Genomic DNA, 19,240 nt, shown 5'->3' on the forward strand with positions numbered 1-19,240 from the left:
TCAGTGCAACGCGGCCCACGCGAGCGACACTGAAAACACGCCGAGCACGATCGACGCGCCGCGCTGCACCTTCGCCGGTTCGAGCCAGCGGAGCCGGCCGCTACCGAGTGCGGCGCCGAACGCGATCCACGCGAGCGCGATCGGCGCGGCAACGCACGCGAACATCCCCATCGCGAGCAGATAAGCGGGCAGATGCATGAACGCGGCGGCCGGAAAGATCGTGCCGCCGAACAGCAGCCCTTTCGGATTGAGCAAGGTCGCGACGAACAGCGCGCGCACGTTGCCAGCGCGTTGCGTCGAGCCCGGCAGTGCCACCGCCGCGCGCCACATATGGAGCGCAAGCCACGCGATATACACGCTCGCGGCCACGCGCAGCAGCGACGGCAGCCACGGCCACGCTTGCGCCGCGTGCGCGAAGAAGCGCCCCCACGCGGAGATCGACACCAGATAGCCCGCCAGTTCGGCGGCGATCAGCGGCAGCGCGCGGCGCAAACCGGCGCGCAAACCGGCCGCCGCCAGTAGCGTGTTGGTGGGGCCGGGCGTCACCAGTACCACGATGATGCCGGTGGCCAGCAACGCGATCTCGGTTGCAGAGAGCATAAAAAAGCGCACGGCGAGTTACACATTGCGCTTTTGTAGCACAGACAGCACGATGGCTGCGCCGAAGCGAACCCGCCGGTTCAGCGGTCCACTCGGCTCATCGCTCAGCGCTCCAGCTTCGCGCGCAACTCGCGCGCGGCCTCCAGCAGCCCTTCATACCCCGAACGCGCGTGCTCCGGCAAATCGGGATCGCCGACCAGCGCGCCGAGCGTTTCGATCAGACTGTAGACAATGCCTTTCGCCGCGCCCGACGCAATGCCACCTGACGACATCTGCTGATCGACGTGACTGAGCGCCGCGTCGAGCTGCTCGATCTCCGGACGATCGTCGGAGGGCGGCTTGGGAGGAACGTCTTGCGTCATGATCGAACACCACTCCTTTGAGTGCATCGGTAAAGTTGTTATATACCGATCATGCGCCGCCGTCTATTCGTGTTCGGCGCGACGGCGACCCACGTCAAGGCGTCCAGCGATACATCAGCAGCTTCGCGCGCGCGTCGTCTTCGACCAGCACCACGTACTCGCCGTTATCGCGCTGCACCGCGCTGATGCCGAGATACACGTCGACCCAGCCGCTCTTACCGCCGACGTTCGCGCCCGGCGTCATATAACCGACGGCCGTGCCGTTGCGCGCGTCGTAGACGTCGATGCGATCGGTGTACAACTCCGCGACGAAGACATAGTTGCCCGCCACCGCAACGCCGACCGTGGTGGTCTGCGGATCGCTTTGCGTGTTCCACGGCAGCGAGACCGTGTAAGTCAGGGCCGGCGTGCCGCTGCTCCAGTTGTCGTAGCGCGCAAGCACCGGGCCCGCTTCCTTCCAGTGCGTCGGGTCCCACGGAATCGCGCTCGTGAAGCCGGACAGATACATCGTGTCGGTCGCTGCGACATAGACGAGCCGTGCGAGCCGCGTGAACGGCGCGGGCATCGCGAACATCTTCGCACTTGCGTACGTGTAGATCGGATTGCCTGTGGAGTCGAGACCTTGCAGCGGCATCTCGCGCACGCCGCTCAATGGCGTGGCGAGCCACACGTTGCCGGAATCGTCGACCCACCAGAAGCCGTTGCCGACCGTGCTGCCGGTCGACGGATTGCCGCTGATCTCGCTCGCGTCGACGGTGCCATTGCCATTGCTATCGCGCCACAACCATTCGCCGTAAGTTGGTTGCGCGGCGGGCCAGCTGCCCGGCAGCGGATTCTGCGCGAGCATCCCTGACGGAATCGCAATCTCGCCATGCGCGGCATCGAAGCGATAGACGTTCAGATAGTGCGCGCCGGGATCGAGCGTATAGAGAAAACGCTGGCCATTGAATCTGCGCACCATCGGTTCGCCGCGCACGCCGCGCGGCTGGTGAAACGCGGGGTCGTCGGGGTAATCGAAGCGATCGAGCGTGAACGCCGCGTATGACCATTCGTGGCCGGCCGGCTGCCGGTAATCGAGCGTGAAGCGCTTCGAGCCCGTGTAGATCGAAGCGGGCGTGGCCGGATCGAACGCGCCGCTATCGACGAAAGTCAGGCCGTAGAGCCGCCAGTTGAGCACGCGCGTGCCGTACACGTAGCTCTCCAGCACCGCGCCTTGCCCTACCGATGCCGAGCCCAGCGCGCGCGGTCCTTCGCCGTTTTGCGCGACGTACAGATTGCCCGCCGCGTCGACGCCGATGCCGGTGATGCCGTTGAAGCGCGTATCACCCGGCACGCCGCGCGCCGGATGGAAGATGCCGTTGCGCGTGCCAATCGACGCGCCGGCCTGCATCTGGCCGCCCGCGCCTTTGTTGAATACGAGAATCTGCTGCGAAACGCCGTTGTCGGCGACCAGCAGCTGGCCGGATGGCGTGACCGTGAGGTCGGTTGGCACGCTGCCAGCGGGCAGCGCCAATGGACCGGCGAGCGCGGTGCCGTCGGCGCGGTAGTGCAGGACGCTCAGGCTGCCGGTGCCGAAGGCGCTGATGATCCACAGCGTCGAGTCGGTGTCGATCGCGATGCGCGCGGGCGATGCGACGCTCCACGAACGCAGCGGCTGCATCGATTGCGCGTCGTACACGACGATCCGGTTGCCGTACGTGTCGGCCGCATAGAGTTCGCTGTCGTTCGCGGCGAGGCCGCGAATGCCCGCGTCGATGCCGGTCTGCACCGTTTGTACCGCGACGAAACTGTTCTTCGTCGCGTTCGCGCTATTGCCGATGCCGCCGGAAAACGGCGCGCCGGCCGCGAGATTCGCGAGCGTGCGCCGCGTGATGCCGTACCAGGTCTGATTGGCCGGCGGATAGTCGGCGCCGACCAGCGCATTGTTCTCGTTGCCGATCGACATCGCCGCGTACAGGTACGTGTGATTCACCGCCACCGCGTCGCCGCCGGCCGCGCCCCAGCCGTGCGTCGAACCGGCGACCGCGAGCTTGTCCCCCGCGCGATAGGCGGCAATTTCGCTGCCGCTTTCGTCCCACGGCGCATTCGTATAAACGGTGCCATTGGCATCGACGCTAATGGCCTGAATATCCTGCTGTATCCATTTGCCGTCGCCAAATCCGAAACTATTACCGACCCATGATGTCGTGTAATTCAATTTGGATTGCGCGGAGACATTCGGCGAGATCAGGCTATGGATTAGAACCACGGCCAGGCCAAGGCGGGGGAAAATCTTCACGGCGGTCGATCCTTGCTAGGCGCGAAGCACGCACGGCAGGCAGGCTGACCGGCGTGCTTCGCCTGTACGCGCATCATTGCTGGTAGCGTTACGATGTGCGCACATCAGAGTTGGCGTTTTATCCTCTCATATAAAAATAGCAAACTTATTAATAAAAAAAGATAATTGAATGTCACCCAATCCAATTCATTCCATTTGCATCGATTTACGATTCAAACCAAATCTTTCGTTCACGAAGCCGGTAAAAACCGGTTCCCGTAAATCCTCACCGGTCAGAGATTCAAGCGCTTGTTCTGCTCCTGTAAATCCTCACCTTGAGCGCGATGCACATCATCATGTTCGCGCCGCCCGGCGACGCACGAAGATCCGCCGCGTCAGATCGAACGCGACCAGATTGCCGGCTACGACGAGCAGCAGACCGACCACCGCGAGCACTGACCAGCGGTAACCCTCGAACAGCGTCGACGCCGCAAGCGCGACGATCGGAAACAGCACCGTGCAGTAGGCGGCGCGCTCCGGGCCCATGCGGCCCACCAGCATCAGGTACGCCGTAAAGCCGATCACCGAGCCGAACACCGCGAGATATGCGAGCGCGCCGAGATAGCGCGCCGACGGTTCCACCGTGAACGAATAGCCGGCGAACAGACTACCGAGCGTCAGGACGGCCGCGCCGATCAGCATCGCCCAGCTATTGGTCGCGAACGGATGCAGGCCCATCGACTGCATGCGGCTCGACAGCAGGTTGCCGGCCGAGAAGCACAGCGTGCCGAGAAACGCGACGCCGAGCCCGAGCCACGCGGTGTGATCGCCGAGATGCCCCGCCATCTGCTGCACGAACAAACAGACGATGCCGACGAGTCCGAGCAATGCGCCCGCAATCGCGCTCGGCTGCAGCGGCCGGCCCATGAACAGCCGCCCGTTGATCGAGTTCAGCAGCGGCGCGGTCGAGAACACCACCGCGACGAGCCCGCTCGGCACGATCTGTTCGGCGTAGTAGAAGCACAGGAAATTGAGGCAGAACAACGCGAGGCCCTGCGCGGCGAGGTAGCGCCAGGCGTCGCGCGGCGGCCAGATCGGCCGGCGCATGATGCGCAGCAGCGCGAACAGCAGCAGCGCGGCGATCCAGAAACGCCAGGCAATCGATACCGGCGGCGGCACCGCGCCGAGTTGCCATTTGATCGCGATCCAGGTGGTGCCCCAGATCAGCACGGTGACGGCATAAAGCAAAAGATTCATGGTCGGGCCTCGGACTGCAATGACAAGCTGCCATAACGCGCAGCATTGACGATAGCCCCGACTATGCAGCCGCGCCGCCGCCTGCAATTGTCCAAAATTGCGCACTTTTTCGTGGCAATGAGCGGCCAGACTGGCCGCGCCGTATACTGGCCGCTCAACCCGACGCATCACCGGAAATCCTCCGCTCGCCGCCGTGACCGCCAGCCCGTCCGCTCCCGTGATATCCACCGCCGGCATGCCTTTTGGCCTGCAGTCGGTCTGTCACACTCTCGCCAGTGCGAACGCGCATCTGGACCGCTTCGCGTGGCTCGGCGACGGACTCGCGATCGCACTCTGGACCCGCGACACGAAGGAAGCCGAGACCATCTATGAGCGGCCCGGCCATCACACGCTGTCGTGCTATCTGGACGGCGGCTATCGCACCGAGCGCCAGAAAATGCCGGGCCACTACGGCGCGCCGTCGCGGCTGTGCGCACTGCCCGGCGATCACGAATCGCGCTGGTGGGTGCGCGGCCATATGCACTTCATGCACCTGTACTTCCTGCCCGAGCACTTCACGCGACGCGCGGTACAGGAGCTCGACCGCGAGCCGCGCGAATTGACGCTCGCCGATCGGACCTATTTCGAGGACCCGCGCATTGCGAGTCTGTGCCAGTCGCTCGTCAACGAGGAGTGGGAAAGTCCCGACGGTCTGCTGCGCACCAACGAAACCGCGCACGAAGTGCTGAGCCTGCTGTTGCGCGGACAAGGCGTGCGGCGCGCGAACGTGGCGCTGAAGGGCGGGCTGTCGGCCGCGACGCGGCGCCGCCTGCGCGACTATATCGACAGTCGTCTCGCGCAGCCGTTGACGCTCGGTGAGCTGTCGGGTGTCGCGGCGCTATCGGAGTTTCATCTTGCGCGGATGTTTCGGGAGTCGTTTGGGTTGCCGCCGGCCGCGTGGATCGCGCGGCAACGGCTCGATCGCGCGCGCACGCTGCTGCGCACGACGACGTTGCCGCTCGCGCAAATCGCCGAGCAATGCGGCTATGCGAACGCGAGTCACTTTAGCCACCGGTTTCGCGAGGCTGTCGGTGTGACGCCGAGCGGGTTTCGGCAGGCTATCGGCGTTTGAGTCGCGTTCGGGTTTCGCTTTCCAGTTAGCTCCGCGTCATTGCAGCGCCATCGCCAGCATGCGCGCGACGTGAATCGCGTCCACGCCCGCTCCATCGTGAATCTGATGCCGGCAGCTGGTGCCATCGGCGACCATCACCGTGGCGGCGTCGAGCTTGCGGACCGCGGGCAGCAGCGACAGCTCCGCCATCGCCTGCGAAGTCGCGTAGTGCTCGGCTTCGTAGCCGAAGCTGCCGGCCATACCGCAGCACGACGATTCGACCGTCGATACCTTCAATTCGGGAATCCACTTCAGCACGGTCTGCACCGGCGTGAATGCGTCGAACGCCTTCTGATGGCAGTGGCCGTGCACGAGCGCCTGCTGCATCGGCAGCGGTTTCAATTTGAGCTGCAAACGCCCAGCGTTTTCTTCGCGCACGAGGAATTCCTCGAATAGAAACGCGTGCTGCGCGAGGCGCCGCGCTTCGTCGCCGAAACCGTACTGCAGAAATTCATCGCGCAACGACAGCAGACACGATGGCTCAAGACCCACCACCGGCACGCCGCGTTCGACGAACGGCCGGAACAGATCGAGCATGCGCCGCGCTTCCTGTTTCGCTTCATCGACAAGACCCGCCGCGAGAAACGTGCGGCCGCAACACACAGGACGCTCGCCCGGGCGTGCATTGAAGTGAACCGTGTAGCCCGCCGCTTGGAGCACCTGTTGCGCGGCACGTGCGTTGTCGGGCTCGATGTGGTTGTTGAAGGTATCGACGAACAGCAGCACTTCTTTCAGCGTGGACGGCTGCGCGGCCTCGCGTGCAGGCCTCGCGGACACCGCATCGGCCAGAAACGCCTTCTTGAACCGCGGCAAACTCCGCTCGGCAGCGAACCCGGCCGCGCGCTTGAACCACGCCGACAGCACCGGCACGTTGTCCGCGAGCGCCACCAGTCCCGGCATGCGGCTCGCAGCGCCCGCATAGCGGGGCATGAACGCGACGAGCCTATCGCGCAGCCGCACGCCATGCGTCCTCGCCCGCGCCGCCCGCGCCTCGAGCTTGAACTTCGCCATATCGACGCCGGTCGGGCAATCGCGCTTGCAGCCCTTGCACGATACGCACAGGTCGAGCGTTTCCTTGACGTCATCGCCCGCGAGTCCGCTTTCGCCGAGCTGGCCCGAAATCGCGAGCCGCAACGTGTTGGCTCGCCCGCGCGTCAGATGCTGCTCGTCCTTCGTCACGCGATAACTCGGGCACATCGTGCCCGCGTCGAACTTGCGACAGTGGCCATTGTTGTTGCACATCTCGACCGCTTTCGCGAGACCGCCGCTCAGGTCGTCACCGCTGCCCGGCGCGCTTTCTTCTCCCGTCAGCGGATCGCGCTTCACGTTCCACATCGACCAGTCGAGCACTGTTTCGATACGCTGTTCGCGATAGCCCGGCGCAAAGCGGAAATTGCGCGCGTCGTCCATCTTCGGCGGACGCACGATCTTGTCTGGATTGAAGCGATTGTCCGGATCGAACAGCGCCTTGATCTCGCTGAACGCCTCGTTAAGCCGCGGCCCGTATTGCCACGCGACCCATTCGCCGCGGCACAGACCGTCGCCATGCTCGCCGGAATACGCGCCCTTGTACTCGCGCACCAGCGCGGCCGCTTCCTCGGCGATCGCCCGCATCTTCGTTGCGCCGTCGCGGCGCATGTCGAGAATCGGCCGCACGTGCAGCGTGCCGACGCTCGCATGCGCGTACCAGGTGCCCTCGGTGCCGTGGCGATGAAACACATCGGTGAGGCGGCTCGTATAGTCGGCCAGATGTTCGAGCGGCACCGCGCAGTCTTCGATGAAGGACACCGGCTTGCCATCGCCCTTCATACTCATCATGATGTTGAGACCGGCCTTGCGCACTTCCCACAGCGCTTTTTGCGCATTCGCGTCCGGCATCTCGACGACCGCATCGGGCAAGCCCAGCTCGCCCATCAACTCGGTCAACTGCTTCAGCGACGCGAGCTGCGCGTCCCGATCCTCGCCCGCGAACTCGACGAGCAAAATCGCCTGCGGCTCACCGACCAGCGCCTTCTCGATCACCGGACGAAACGCGGGATTGCTCAACGCGAGATCGATCATCGTGCGATCGACCAGTTCGACCGCGACCGGCTTAAGTTTGACGATGTGCTGCGTGAGCGCCATCGACTGCCGGAAGGTCGGAAAGTTGACCACGCCGAGCGCCTTGTGCGCGGGCAGCGGCGCGAGCTTCAGCGTGATCTGCCGGCTGAATGCGAGCGTGCCCTCGGAGCCGACCAGCAGATGTGCGAGGTTCGCGCTGCCGTCATCGGTATAGGCGCGCGGACTCTGGCAGTCGAACAGATCGATGTTGTAGCCCGCCACTCGGCGCAGCACCTTCGGCACGCGCGCGACGATTTCATCACGCTCGCGCTGCGCGATCCGCGCGACGCCCGCGACGATCTGCTGCAAGCGCTCGCCTTGCGGCGCCTCGCGCAGCGACGCGAAGCGCGCTTCGCTGCCGTCGGCGAGAATCGCGTCGATCGCGTCGACGTTGTGCACCATATTGCCGTACTCGATCGAGCGCGAGCCGCACGAGTTGTTGCCGGCCATGCCGCCGATCGTGCATTGCGCAGAAGTCGATACATCGACCGGGAACCACAGTCCATGCGGCTTTAGCCACGCGTTCAGATGATCGAGCACGACGCCGGGCTCGACCGTCACGGTGCGCGCGTCGGCATCGAACGCGACGATGTTGTTGAGCCACTTGCTCGTATCGACCACCAGCGCTTCGCCGACCGTCTGCCCGCACTGGCTCGTGCCCGCGCCGCGCGCGAGCAGCGGTACTTTCTCGCTGCGCGCAATCTCGAGCGCGATGCGCAGATCGTCCTGATCGCGCGGCACCACGACGCCGACCGGGGTGATCTGATAGATCGACGCATCGGTCGCGTAGCGGCCGCGGCTCGCGAGGTCGAACAGCACATCGCCGCGCAGCGCTTTGCGCAGATGCTGCGCGAGCGGACTCGTGGCACGCGCGGCGGAGGGGACCAGATGGATCGGCTTGACGAGCAAGCCCGCAGTGGGATTCGTCATTTCGTCGGCCTGTGAGGAGCGCGCGTGAGCCGCGCGGCTCGAATTACCTAGTACAGCGTCAGATGCACCGGCGCGAGCCCTTCGATATGCCCGCTCACGTTGCCCGCCTCGCGCGGAAAGAACATGCCGGTGTACGAACCGGCGGTGATCACCATCTCCGGAGTCACCGCGATACCGCGCGCACTCGCGTGATTGACGAGCCACGTCAACAGCCGCCGCGGATCGCCGGCTGGATTCGCGGGCGTCGTTGCGACGACATTGCGTCCGTTGAACTCAAATTGCAGCGACGGCGCCAAGTACGGGAAATCCTCGCGATACCGCGTGAATTCGCCGACGATCAGCGCACCGTGATTCTGCAGGTCCGCGAGCTGCGCTAGTTTGTCGATGGCGGGCCACGCGGCATAGCGGCTCGCGACGATCTCGATGGTCGCGCCGATCGAGCCGATACCCGCGAGCACTTCGTCTTCGCCGTACGGCGTCGCGGAAGGCTCGAAACGCCGGCCGAAACGGAACGCGACTTCGAGTTCGAGCCCGAGCGGGGCGAAACCTTCGCGCGACAGACGCACACCGTCGGCATGCAGATCGATGTCGGGCAATGGCGCTCCTTGAATCGGCCCGCTCGCCGACTTCGCGCCGATCTTCCAGCCGCCGATTCGCGCGCCGCACGCGCTCAGGATTTCGTGCTGGATTGCGTAGGCCGCGTCGGCATCGGACGGCAACTGTTCCGGCGGCAACGTGTCGAGCACCGTACGACTGCGACGCGCATCGGCAAGAAGCTGGCTGAGTGATGAAGTCATGTTTTACGCGCCCATCCGGCTGGAAACCTGCGCCTTCTCCGACGCGCTGAGTTCGAAGCGGCTCTCCGGCTGCATGCGGAACGCGAGCACGACGCCGATGCCCATCAGCAACATGCTGCCGACGAACGGCAGATCCCAGTTGCCGAAGTGGTCGATCAGAAAGCCGCCCATCACCGGCGAGATGATCGCGGCCAGCGCCGAGCCCGTGTTCATCATGCCGCTGGCGGTGCCGGAGAATTCCGGCGCGATATCCATCGGAATCGCCCACATCGGGCCGATCGTCATCTCGGCGAAGAAGAAGCCCGACGCGAGACAGGCGATCGACAGCGTCAGGTCATGCGTGAACATCAACGGAATCAGCGACAGCAGACAGAACAGCATGCACCCCGACACCATCCAGCTGCGCGCGCGCTTGAGGCTGCCGGTGCGCTTGAAGATCGCATCGGTGACGAGGCCGCCGAGCGTATCGCCGATCACGCCGGCAAAGAACACGACCGACGCGAAGATCGCCGACTTCTGCAATTGCAGATGATGGTTGTGCAGGAAGTACAGCGGAATCCAGCTCAGGAACAGCCACAGCGTCCAGCCGTAGCAGAAGTAGACGATCGTGACCGGCGCCATGCGGCGAAACAGCTTGCCCCACGGCAGGCCTGCGACTTTCGGCTTCACCGCGGGCAGCACCGCGAGTTCCTCCGGCGTGATGCGCGGATGATCTTTCGGATGCTCGGTGAACGTGATCGCCCACAGGGCGACCCACACCAGGCTCAGCGCGCCGCAGATATAGAACGATTCGCGCCAGCCCCAGGTGGTCATTACCAGCACGATGAGGGCCGGCGCGACCGCATTGCCGACTCGCGACGCCGCGTGCGTGATGCCCTGCGCGAAGCCGCGTTTTTCTTTCGCGACCCAGCGCGACATCGCCGATGTTGCCGCCGGGAACGTCGCGCCTTCACCGAAACCGAGCACGAGCCGCGCGGCGAGCAACGAAGCGAGCCCGCCCGCGAGGCCCGTGAACACCGTCGCGAGACCCCAGATTGCACCGCAAAACAGCAGCGTGCGCCGCGCGCCGAAGCGATCGCTGACCCAGCCGCCGATCACCTGAAACAGCAGATACGGATACGCGAAAGCCGAGAACACGAGGCCGACCTGCGTATGCGTGAGATTGAATTCCTTGCCGAAACCCGCGGCCGCGGTGCTGACGTTCACGCGATCGAGGTACGTGATGAAGTACATGATGCACAGCATCACTAGAACGATACTGGTCGCACTGGTCAAACGAAACCGTTTCATCCTCTCTCTCCGTGGCATGTGTCGACGGCGCGCTTGAAGTGGCGCGCTGCGTCGTCGCCCGTCGGCCGCGACAGCCGTTATGGACGCATTGCATGTTGTGATGGCAGCGTTCTGCGCGCGGCCCGATGAGAAATGCGCTCCCTGGTGTTGCGGGTTGTTTCCTGCTGGTGGCGCTTATGCCGCGGCCTTCAACCCCGGCGTCTTCGGTGCGTGGCTCAACCACTCCATAGCGGCAGGCATGCCGCTTTCCTTAAGGGGTATGCCAGCAAGCCGCAGACCCATTTCGCAGCCGGCCAGGGTCGCGAGCAGCGTCAGATCGTTGCAATCGCCAAGATGGCCGATACGGAACATGCGACCCTTCATCTTGCCGAGGCCCGTGCCGAGCGACATATCGAAGCGCTCGTAGATCAGCTTGCGCACAGCGTCGGCATCGACGCCGTCGGGCATCATCACGCCCGTGAGCACCGGGCTATACACGGCGGGATCGGCGCACTGGATTTCGAGCCCCCACGCACGCACCGCGCGGCGCGTCGCTTCGGCGAGCCGCTCGTGACGCGCGAACACGTTGTCGAGCCCTTCGCCGAGAATCATCTCGATCGCTTCGTGCAGGCCATACAGCAGGTTCGTGTTCGGTGTGTAGGGCCAGTAGCCGGTCTTGTTCATTTCGACGATTTCCGACCAGTCCCAGAAGCTGCGCGGCAGCTTCGCGTGCTGGTTGGCGGCCATCGCCTTCGGCGAGATCGCGTTGAAGCTGATGCCCGGCGGCAGCATCAAGCCCTTTTGCGAGCCCGACACGGTCACGTCGACACCCCATTCGTCGTGGCGGTAGTCAGCGCACGCGAGACCGGAGATCGTATCGACGAGCAGCAGCGCCGGATGGCCCGCGGCGTCGATCGCTCGGCGCACGGCGGCGATGTCGGACGTGACGCCGGTCGAAGTTTCGTTGTGCACGACGCAGACCGCCTTGATCGCATGCTGCGGGTCGGCGCGCAGACGCTCTTCGATCATTTGCGGCTGCACGCCGCGCCGCCAGCCTTCGATGCCTGGCAGACCCAGGAACTCGGGCTTCAGGCCGAGCTTCTCGGCCATCTTTTTCCATAGCGTCGCGAAGTGGCCGGTCTCGAACATCAGCACGTGATCGCCGGGGCTCAGCGTATTCGACAGCGCCGCTTCCCATGCGCCCGTGCCGGACGCCGGATAGATGACGACCGGCTGCTGCGTCTTGAAGATCTTCTTGATGCCGTCGAGCACCTTCAGACCCAGTTCGCCGAACTCGTGGCCGCGGTGGTCGATGGTCGGATAGCTCATCGCGCGGAGGATGCGATCGGGCACCGGACTCGGCCCCGGAATCTGCAGGAAGTGACGGCCAGCGGGATGAAAATCTAGCTTCAGCATCGGGTTCCTCCAATTTGAATTTTGCATTCAAAAAACTGTATCAGAAGAATCGTGACGCTCCCAAGGCGAAATATGCTCGTTGAGGCCCGTGTTTACCCGCGTTTGCGCTCGATTAACTAATCGATATGGTTCCGATAAAATCCCACATCATGTGAGCTGAGGGTTTTTGTATGCAAAATTCGGATGTCGACGCGGGAGTGACCGCAGCCCCGCTGATGCCGAAGGTCGAGCGTCAGCGCCTGCATGACACGGTGGTAGAGCACATCCGCCGCTTTATCGTCGAGGGCGTGCTGGCGCCCGGCAAGAAACTGAACGAGCGCGAGTTGTGCGAAACGCTCGGCATTTCCCGCACGCCGCTGCGCGAAGCGCTGAAGGTGCTGGCCGCCGAGGGCTTGATCGAAATTTCGCCGAACCGGGGCGCGTCGGTGTCGAAAATGTCGGAGGCGGAAGTGCGCGAAACCTTCGAATTGATGAGCGGCCTCGAAGCGTTCTCGGGCGAACTCGCAGCGGAGCGCATCACGGCGGCCGAACTCGCCGAGATCAAGGCACTGCATTACGCGATGCTCGCGTGCCGCGCGCAGAACGATCTGCCGGGCTACTACAGCCGCAACCAGGCGATTCACGACAAGATCAACGAAGCGGCGAGAAATTCAGCGCTGCGGCAGACGTATGTGTCGATCAACCGGCGGCTGCAGGCGCTGCGCTTTCGCTCGAACTATCAGACGCCGAAGTGGGACCGCGCGATTCACGACCACGATGAAATGCTGAAGGCGCTCGAGGCTCGCGACGGCAAGAAGCTCAGCGCGATTTTGCGGCAGCATCTGCTCGATAAACGGGATGCGGTTTTGCAGGTGCCGGTGCAGGACGAAGTGGTCGCTTCGGCCTCCGTGTTGAAGGCGTGATGCGGACGACTGATGCAGAGTCACGCTTCACGGCACCCTGTCGGCAAACAAAACTTGTCCACCTAAATTGTTGGCAAGCCTGTGGACAACCTTCGCACAGCGAGCCTAAGTACTTGAAGCGTGAGAACTATCCGCATGCGGTGCACGCGTAGGCAGCGAGCGTCGCTACGGAGTCCGTGATAGCGGCGAGCGCGCTTGGCAAGGATGCCGTATCAGTCGGACCAACCTCGAAGACCAGTTGTCCACATAATTTGGGAACAAGCTTGTGGACAACCTGCGCACAGGCCTGCCAAGTGATTGATGCGGCAGGCCTATCGTTCGCGGATGCGGGAGCGGGCAGCGGCGCGGCAGGTCGCCTGATGCAAGCGAACGACCGCGCCCTGCACATCGATTTCACTGCGTCGTTTCACGGCTGCGCAGCGACTCGGGCAGCCCATACAGCACGATCAGCGCGCACACCACGCTCATCGCACCGATCACATACAGCGCCGGCGTCGTGCTGCCGGTCAGATCCTTCACACGGCCCACCATCACCGGGCTCACGATCCCGCCGAGTTGTCCGAGCGTGTTGATCAACGCGATACCGCCCGCGGCGCCCGCGCCCGTCAGCAGCTTGGGCGGCAGCGCCCAGAATGCCGGAATCGATGCGACCACGCCCGCGCCCATCACCGCAAGCGCGACCACCAGCAAGGCGGTCTGTTTGTCGAAGTAGCCCGCGGCGAAGAAGCCGAGCGCCGACATCAACAGCAGCCCGAACACGAACTTGCGCCGCTCGCCGGTCGCGTCCGACAGGCGCCCGACCACCACCATGCAGATCGCGCCGCACACATAAGGCACCGCCGTCAGCAGGCCGACCACGGTGGGATTCTTCGTACCCGCCACGTGAATCAGATGCGGAGCCCAGAAATTCAGACCGTACGACGCGATCTGAATCAGGAAGTACACGAGCCCGAGGGTCAGGAAGCCCGGCGTTTTCAGCGCGCCCAGCAGCGAATGGCCGGTCGGCGCCGGGCGGCTTTGCTGCGCGATCTGCCCGGCGAGCAAGCTCTTCTCCGCCGACGACAGCCAGCCCGCATCGTCGATGCGATCCTTCAGCAGCTTCAGCACCAGCAGGCCGAGCGCCACACACGGCAAGCCGCCGAGCAGGAACAGCCAGTGCCAGCCTGGCATGCCGAGCACGCCGTCCATATGGCCGATCACGAGCCCCGCGAGCGGCGCACCGACCAGCCCCGAGAACGCCGACGCGAGAAACAGCATCGACGTGATGCGGCCGCGATATTCGGTCGGAAACCACAGCGTCAGGTAGTACAGCACGCCGGGCGCGAAGCCCGCCTCCATCGCGCCGATCACGAAGCGCAGCCCGTAGAACTGCCATTCGTTGTTGACGAACACCATCGCCGCGGTCGCGAGTCCCCACGAGATCATGATCCGCGCGATCCAGCGTCGCGCGCCGACCTTGTACAGGAACAGATTGCTGGGCACCTCGAACAGCACGTAGCCGATCACGAACAGACTCGCGCCGAGACCGTACGCGGTATCGGACAAGCCCAGATCGCTTTGCAACTGGAACTTCGCGAAGCTGATATTGATGCGGTCGAAGAACGCGAACAGATAGCAGATCATGATGAGCGGCATCAGCCGCCACGCGACTTTGCGGACGATCGCCGCGAGATCGTCCGCGCCATGTTCGCGGGTACTGCCCGCCACTGCGCCCAGGTCACTCATGCTTGTCTCCAATGCCGGATTCGGCGGTGCCGTCCGGTCGTTTGATCGGTTGAGGGGTTGTTTGTCGGGGTTCGGTTCAGATCTGCCGAACGTAGTCGGGCGCCGGATGCAAATCGCAATTGCGGCCTGCCTTGGCGACTTGCCCCGGCACGTCGTGGCCGAGCAACGCAGGCAAGCCGCGCGACAGCGCGAGCAGCTTCGGCAGATCGATCCCGGTCGGAATGCCCATTTCGTCGCACAGGTTCACGAGGTCTTCGGTGCAGATGTTGCCTGAGGCGCCCGGCGCGAACGGGCAGCCGCCGAGGCCGCCGAGCGCCGCATCGAAGCGGCGCGCGCCGGTTTGATACGCGGCGAGCACGTTGGCGAGACCGAGACCGCGCGTGTTATGGAAGTGCAGCGTGAGCGCCGTGGCCGGCAGGGTTTCGAGCACGCGCGCGACGAGCCGCGCGACCTGACGCGGATTCGCCATGCCGGTCGTATCGGCGAGCGTGATGCCTTCGATGCCCATCTCGCGATATGCGTCGACGATGCCGATCACGCGGTCTTCGTCGATTCGGCCTTCGAACGGACAGCCGAACGCGGTCGCCACCGTCGCATTGAGCCGCACGCCCGCGGCCAACGCGCGACGCACAATATCGTCGAACGCCGCGAGCGACGACTCGCAGCTCATGCGCATGTTCGCGCGGTTATGCGTCTGGCTCGCGGACATCACGAGGTTCAGTTCGTCGGCGCGCGCGGACAACGCGCGCTCGGCGCCCTTCAGGTTCGGCACCAGCGCGACGTAGATCACGCCGGGTTGCCGCTCGATCTGCTGGAACACCGCCTCGCCGTCGCGCAACGCCGGAATCGCCTTCGGCGACACGAACGAGCCCGCTTCGATACGCGTGAATCCGCATGTGGATAGCCCGTTGATCAGCGCGATCTTGTCGGCGGTTTCGACCCAGGTGGGTTCGATCTGCAGGCCATCGCGCGGGGCGACTTCCTGCACGATCAGTCGGTCGAATGACGCGCCCTCGCGCGTGGAAAAGATCATGGAATTCATTGCACCGCTCCCTCGCGACGAAGCCGCTCGATGTCTTCGCTCGCGAATCCAAGCTCGCTGAGCACGCTGCTGGTGTGTTCACCGAGCGTCGGTCCTTGCCAGCGCACTTCGCCCGGCGTGTCCGACAGCTTCGGCACGATGCCCGGCATCTTCACCGACGCGCCGCCCGGCAATTGCGCCTGCAGCAACATGTCGCGCGCCTGGTAATGCGGATCGGCGACGATGTCGGCCACCGAATAGATGCGGCCCGCCGGCACTGCGGCGCGTTCGAGCGCGGCCAGCACGTCTTCGGTCGCGTGATGCGAGGTCCACTCGGTGATCGCCTGATCGAGCATCGCGACCTGCTTCACGCGGCCGTCGTTGTGCGCGAGCGCGGGATCGTCCGCGAGATCGGCGCGGCCGATCAGATGCATCAGCCGCTTGAAGATCGGATCGCTGTTGCCCGCGATCACGACATAGCCGTCGTCCTCGGTGCGATAGGTGTTCGAAGGGGCGATGCCCGGCAGCGCGCCGCCGCTGCGCTCGCGCACATGGCCGAGCAGGTCGTATTCGGGCACGAGGCTTTCCATCAGATTGAACACGCTCTCGACCAGCGACACGTCGACCACCTGGCCTTCGCCCTGCCCCGTCTTCACGCGCAGCAGCGACATCAGCGCGCCGATCACGCCGTGCAGCGACGCGAGTGAATCGCCGAGACTCACGCCGACGCGCGCCGGTGCGCCGTCCACTTCACCGGTCGTGTAACGGATGCCGCCCATCGCTTCGCCGATCGCACCGAAGCCTGGCCGGTCACGATACGGGCCGGACTGGCCGTAGCCGGAAATGCGCACCATCGTCAGTTTCGGGTTCAGCGCGTGCAGCACGTCCCAGCCGAGGCCGAGCTTTTCGAGCGCACCGGGACGCAGATTTTCGATGACGACGTCGGCATCGGCGGCAAGGCGCTTGACGATTTCGACGCCATCGGCCGATTTCAGATTCACGCAGACGGACTTCTTGTTGCGCGACTGCAGATACCACCACAGCGACGTGCCTTCATGCAGCTTGCGCCATTTCCGAAGGGGGTCGCCGGTTTCGGGCGCTTCGATCTTGATCACATCGGCGCCGAACTCGGCCATCAGTCGCGCGGCGAACGGCGCCGCAATGAGCGTGCCGATCTCGACGACGCGAATACCCTGCAGTGGTCCACCCATGTTGCCGTCTCCGAACTCGTTTCGTATTGGGAGACAGCTTAGAAGCGGCGTGGTGGCGACGTCCAACCGCAATTCGCCAACGACCGTTCGCGAACGGCGAACGCTCAGCGGCGGCTGCGGGAGCGGCGCGGTGGTTCGGTGGTGATCGGAGCGGGTTCGGGTTGAGCGTCCGCTGCCGTTTCGCGCGCTTCGACCGTGCGCAGATGATCGAACAGCAGCCGGCTCACAGGCGACAACGCATCGACGTCACGCACGACGAGCACGAGGCTGCGCTCGGCCCAATCGTCGTCGAGCGCCGTGCCGACGAGGCCGAGCGGGCGGCCCATCAGCTGATACACCTTCTGCGGCAGCACACCGACGCCCATGCCGGCTTGCACCATCCGACAGACCGCATCGAAACCCGGCACGTGGATGCGCAGCCGTAGCGGCTTGCCGGCCTGACGCGCGGCGAGGTGCGTACGCGCGTTGATCGAGCTCGCCGAATGCAGGCCGACGTGATCACCATCGAGCGTTTCGGCGAACGCGATGCTCGCGCGTGCCGCGAGCGGATGATCGTCGCGCATCACGATCACGAGCGAATCGCGCCGGTAGTGTTCGACGTGCAGCTCGCGCGTATCGGCGTCGCCGGAACAGATGCCGAGATCGGCGAGGCTTTCGTCGACGGCCTTGACGACGCCGCCGCTCGGCCGCTCCTCGAGATCGACCTTCACGCGCTCGTGCAGCGACTGGAACGCGCGCAGATCTTCGGGCAGAAATTCGACGATCGCCGACAGGTTCGCCATCATCCGCACATAGCCGAGCACGCCGCTAGCATGGCCGGCCAGTTCGATGCCGATGCTCTCGATGTCGCGCAGCACCCGGCGCGCGTGATGCAGCAGCGTTTCGCCGGCCGGCGTCAGCGTCATGCCGCGCGCGTTGCGCTGGAACAGCGACGCGCCGACCGCCTGTTCGAGTTCGACCAGCCGCTTGCTGGCGGCGGACACTGCGATCGCCTCGCGCTCAGCGGCACGCGTTAGCGTGCCCTCCTCGAACACGGCGAGAAAGAGCTGCAGCGTGGTGAGGTCGAGTTTACGGAGAAGGTTTTTGATGACCATGGGGCGGCGACGGAAGTTCGGTCAGTGATAATGATCCTCTAGCTGATGGCGCACCGCCAGCACGGTCACGGTTTGGCTGTCGTCGCCTTCGCGCGGGACCTGGGCTTTTGCTTCGCCGAGCCGCCTTTCGAGGCCGGCGAGCACGTCGTCGGCCGACACGTAGTCTCCGGTTTGCTTCGCTTCAGCAGGCGAACTGGCCAGGTTTTCGCCTTCCTGCAGCACGTCCTCGGCCGCGGCCCGCAGTTCGGGCTCGACCCGCACCGACGGGAAAGTAGCGCTTTTCATCGTTCACTCCATGCATCGCATCTGCGATGCATCATTGCGCTACCTCATTTCTGCCGCAAGCAGGCGTTCACGACTTCCACGCCGAACCCAGAATCATCGTGCAGAAATTCTCGCGACGATAATGCGGGTCTTTCAGCGAGAGCACGTCGGCCTTCACGTTGCCGAACGTCGTGTGCGGCTTGTGGATCGTGCCGTGCGTGAACGCATCGATGATGCCTTCCTTGAAGTGCGGGCCGCGAGGATGCGCGTGCGTGACTTCCTCGCGCTGCTGCTCGCTGAATTCGTCGTAGGCGAGGCCAAGCACATCCATTTCGACGCCCGCGGTGACGAGCGCGATCACCGGCTTCATATGCTGCGGGATGCCTGGCGTCGTGTGTAGCGCAATCGCGGTCCATACCTGCTCGATATCGTCTTCGCCGATCCGATGCCGCCGCAGGAAATCGCGCGCGGCGTTCGCGCCGTCGACTTCGAAGCGCTCGTGCTCGCTGCTATGCGGCGCGACGAGCCCCATGTCGTGAAACATCGCGCCGATGTACAGCAGCTCGGGGTCGTACTTCAACTGCTTGCGCTGCCCGGCCAGCGCGCCGAACAGAAACACGCGCCGCGAATGGTGATAGAGAAGCTCCGTTTCCGTGTCGCGCACGAGTTCGGTGGCTTCGCGCGCCATCATGCTGTCGGGAATCCGGATACCTGCGATCGTCGTAGCCATGCGACGTACTCCTTCGAATGCGAAAGTGAAAGTGATCAACGGGACGCGCGGCGCGGCTTCAAAGCGCGTTTTGGTATGCTGGTCCGCGCCGTGATGTGGATGCCTGTCGCCTGGGTGTGAGACCGCGCGTCCGACCAACCCAGTATTGGCTAGCG

16 protein-coding genes are annotated in these 19,240 nt (G+C 64.4%); 2 read left to right on the forward strand and 14 right to left on the reverse strand.

Annotated elements, in window-relative coordinates; translation table 11 throughout:
• From VSR82_RS06185 to VSR82_RS06200, 4 genes are all read right to left on the reverse strand, one after another.
• Positions 1-600, reverse strand: coding sequence for a LysE family translocator (locus tag VSR82_RS06185; RefSeq protein ID WP_429456362.1), 600 nt, complete (start codon positions 598-600; stop codon positions 1-3).
• A gap of 104 nt (positions 601-704) precedes the next feature.
• Positions 705-962: a hypothetical protein gene (locus tag VSR82_RS06190; protein ID WP_176107130.1), complete on the reverse strand. Its 258-nt coding sequence runs from the start codon at positions 960-962 to the stop codon at positions 705-707.
• Positions 963-1,056: 94 nt separating this feature from the next.
• A complete protein-coding gene (locus VSR82_RS06195) occupies positions 1,057-3,240 on the reverse strand; it encodes a hypothetical protein (RefSeq protein ID WP_429456360.1) in 2,184 nt (727 codons plus the stop codon).
• Between the two features lie 333 nt (positions 3,241-3,573).
• A complete protein-coding gene (locus VSR82_RS06200; protein ID WP_429456358.1) occupies positions 3,574-4,476 on the reverse strand; it encodes a DMT family transporter in 903 nt (300 codons plus the stop codon).
• 235 nt (positions 4,477-4,711) lie between these two features.
• On the opposite strand from VSR82_RS06200, the gene VSR82_RS06205 reads away from it, so the two are divergent.
• Positions 4,712-5,587, forward strand: coding sequence for a helix-turn-helix domain-containing protein (locus VSR82_RS06205; protein ID WP_410848749.1), 876 nt, complete (start codon positions 4,712-4,714; stop codon positions 5,585-5,587).
• A 36-nt stretch (positions 5,588-5,623) separates the two neighbouring features.
• On the opposite strand, the gene VSR82_RS06210 is transcribed toward VSR82_RS06205, so the two are convergent.
• The 4 genes from VSR82_RS06210 to VSR82_RS06225 form a co-directional block, all read right to left on the reverse strand.
• Entirely contained in the window at positions 5,624-8,656 is a 3,033-nt protein-coding gene (locus VSR82_RS06210; RefSeq protein ID WP_429456356.1) for an FAD-binding and (Fe-S)-binding domain-containing protein, read from the reverse strand.
• Positions 8,657-8,703: 47 nt separating this feature from the next.
• Complete coding sequence (locus VSR82_RS06215; protein ID WP_429456354.1) at positions 8,704-9,453, reverse strand: 2-keto-4-pentenoate hydratase; 750 nt, start codon at positions 9,451-9,453, stop codon at positions 8,704-8,706.
• A 3-nt stretch (positions 9,454-9,456) separates the two neighbouring features.
• The gene (locus VSR82_RS06220; protein WP_410848746.1) at positions 9,457-10,743 is read right to left on the reverse strand and encodes an MFS transporter; all 1,287 of its coding nucleotides are present in this window, start codon (positions 10,741-10,743) and stop codon (positions 9,457-9,459) included.
• Between the two features lie 174 nt (positions 10,744-10,917).
• Positions 10,918-12,138, reverse strand: a complete 1,221-nt coding sequence (locus tag VSR82_RS06225) for a pyridoxal-phosphate-dependent aminotransferase family protein (RefSeq protein WP_429456352.1) — start codon at positions 12,136-12,138, stop codon at positions 10,918-10,920.
• Between the two features lie 170 nt (positions 12,139-12,308).
• Between VSR82_RS06225 and VSR82_RS06230 the strand changes: the two genes are divergently transcribed.
• A complete protein-coding gene (locus VSR82_RS06230) occupies positions 12,309-13,040 on the forward strand; it encodes a GntR family transcriptional regulator (protein ID WP_368583483.1) in 732 nt (243 codons plus the stop codon).
• Between the two features lie 393 nt (positions 13,041-13,433).
• Here VSR82_RS06230 and VSR82_RS06235 read toward each other — a convergent pair whose 3' ends face one another.
• The 6 genes from VSR82_RS06235 to VSR82_RS06260 all read right to left on the reverse strand — a co-directional run bounded on the left by VSR82_RS06235 (position 13,434) and on the right by VSR82_RS06260 (position 19,085).
• Complete coding sequence (locus VSR82_RS06235) at positions 13,434-14,765, reverse strand: MFS transporter (protein ID WP_410848744.1); 1,332 nt, start codon at positions 14,763-14,765, stop codon at positions 13,434-13,436.
• 76 nt (positions 14,766-14,841) lie between these two features.
• The gene (locus tag VSR82_RS06240; protein ID WP_429456349.1) at positions 14,842-15,807 is read right to left on the reverse strand and encodes a hydroxymethylglutaryl-CoA lyase; all 966 of its coding nucleotides are present in this window, start codon (positions 15,805-15,807) and stop codon (positions 14,842-14,844) included.
• Positions 15,804-16,997, reverse strand: coding sequence for a CaiB/BaiF CoA transferase family protein (locus tag VSR82_RS06245; protein ID WP_368583480.1), 1,194 nt, complete (start codon positions 16,995-16,997; stop codon positions 15,804-15,806). The genes VSR82_RS06240 and VSR82_RS06245 overlap by 4 nt, the downstream gene beginning before the upstream one ends.
• A 104-nt stretch (positions 16,998-17,101) precedes the next feature.
• On the reverse strand, positions 17,102-18,091 hold the full coding sequence (locus VSR82_RS06250) for a LysR family transcriptional regulator (protein ID WP_368583479.1): 990 nt from the start codon (positions 18,089-18,091) through the stop codon (positions 17,102-17,104).
• Between the two features lie 21 nt (positions 18,092-18,112).
• Positions 18,113-18,376, reverse strand: a complete 264-nt coding sequence (locus VSR82_RS06255) for a YlcI/YnfO family protein (protein WP_498857524.1) — start codon at positions 18,374-18,376, stop codon at positions 18,113-18,115.
• Between the two features lie 67 nt (positions 18,377-18,443).
• On the reverse strand, positions 18,444-19,085 hold the full coding sequence (locus VSR82_RS06260) for an HD domain-containing protein (protein ID WP_429456346.1): 642 nt from the start codon (positions 19,083-19,085) through the stop codon (positions 18,444-18,446).
• Between the last annotated feature and the right edge of the window lie 155 nt (positions 19,086-19,240).

Source organism: Burkholderia sp. JPY481, assembly GCF_038900515.1.
Classification (GTDB): domain Bacteria; phylum Pseudomonadota; class Gammaproteobacteria; order Burkholderiales; family Burkholderiaceae; genus Paraburkholderia; species Paraburkholderia youngii.

Excerpts from the sequence above, each read along its gene's own strand:
- VSR82_RS06205 (WP_410848749.1), top strand. The coding sequence starts at position 4,712 with ATGCCTTTTGGCCTGCAGTCGGTCTGTCACACTCTCGCCAGTGCGAAC.
- VSR82_RS06225 (WP_429456352.1), bottom strand. The coding sequence starts at position 12,138 with ATGCTGAAGCTAGATTTTCATCCCGCTGGCCGTCACTTCCTGCAGATT.
- VSR82_RS06220 (WP_410848746.1), bottom strand. The coding sequence starts at position 10,743 with ATGAAACGGTTTCGTTTGACCAGTGCGACCAGTATCGTTCTAGTGATG.
- VSR82_RS06250 (WP_368583479.1), bottom strand. The coding sequence starts at position 18,091 with ATGGTCATCAAAAACCTTCTCCGTAAACTCGACCTCACCACGCTGCAG.
- VSR82_RS06185 (WP_429456362.1), bottom strand. The coding sequence starts at position 600 with ATGCTCTCTGCAACCGAGATCGCGTTGCTGGCCACCGGCATCATCGTG.
- VSR82_RS06230 (WP_368583483.1), top strand. The coding sequence starts at position 12,309 with ATGCAAAATTCGGATGTCGACGCGGGAGTGACCGCAGCCCCGCTGATG.
- VSR82_RS06215 (WP_429456354.1), bottom strand. The coding sequence starts at position 9,453 with ATGACTTCATCACTCAGCCAGCTTCTTGCCGATGCGCGTCGCAGTCGT.
- VSR82_RS06200 (WP_429456358.1), bottom strand. The coding sequence starts at position 4,476 with ATGAATCTTTTGCTTTATGCCGTCACCGTGCTGATCTGGGGCACCACC.
- VSR82_RS06260 (WP_429456346.1), bottom strand. The coding sequence starts at position 19,085 with ATGGCTACGACGATCGCAGGTATCCGGATTCCCGACAGCATGATGGCG.
- VSR82_RS06245 (WP_368583480.1), bottom strand. The coding sequence starts at position 16,997 with ATGGGTGGACCACTGCAGGGTATTCGCGTCGTCGAGATCGGCACGCTC.
- VSR82_RS06240 (WP_429456349.1), bottom strand. The coding sequence starts at position 15,807 with ATGAATTCCATGATCTTTTCCACGCGCGAGGGCGCGTCATTCGACCGA.
- VSR82_RS06190 (WP_176107130.1), bottom strand. The coding sequence starts at position 962 with ATGACGCAAGACGTTCCTCCCAAGCCGCCCTCCGACGATCGTCCGGAG.
- VSR82_RS06235 (WP_410848744.1), bottom strand. The coding sequence starts at position 14,765 with ATGAGTGACCTGGGCGCAGTGGCGGGCAGTACCCGCGAACATGGCGCG.
- VSR82_RS06210 (WP_429456356.1), bottom strand. The coding sequence starts at position 8,656 with ATGACGAATCCCACTGCGGGCTTGCTCGTCAAGCCGATCCATCTGGTC.
- VSR82_RS06255 (WP_498857524.1), bottom strand. The coding sequence starts at position 18,376 with ATGAAAAGCGCTACTTTCCCGTCGGTGCGGGTCGAGCCCGAACTGCGG.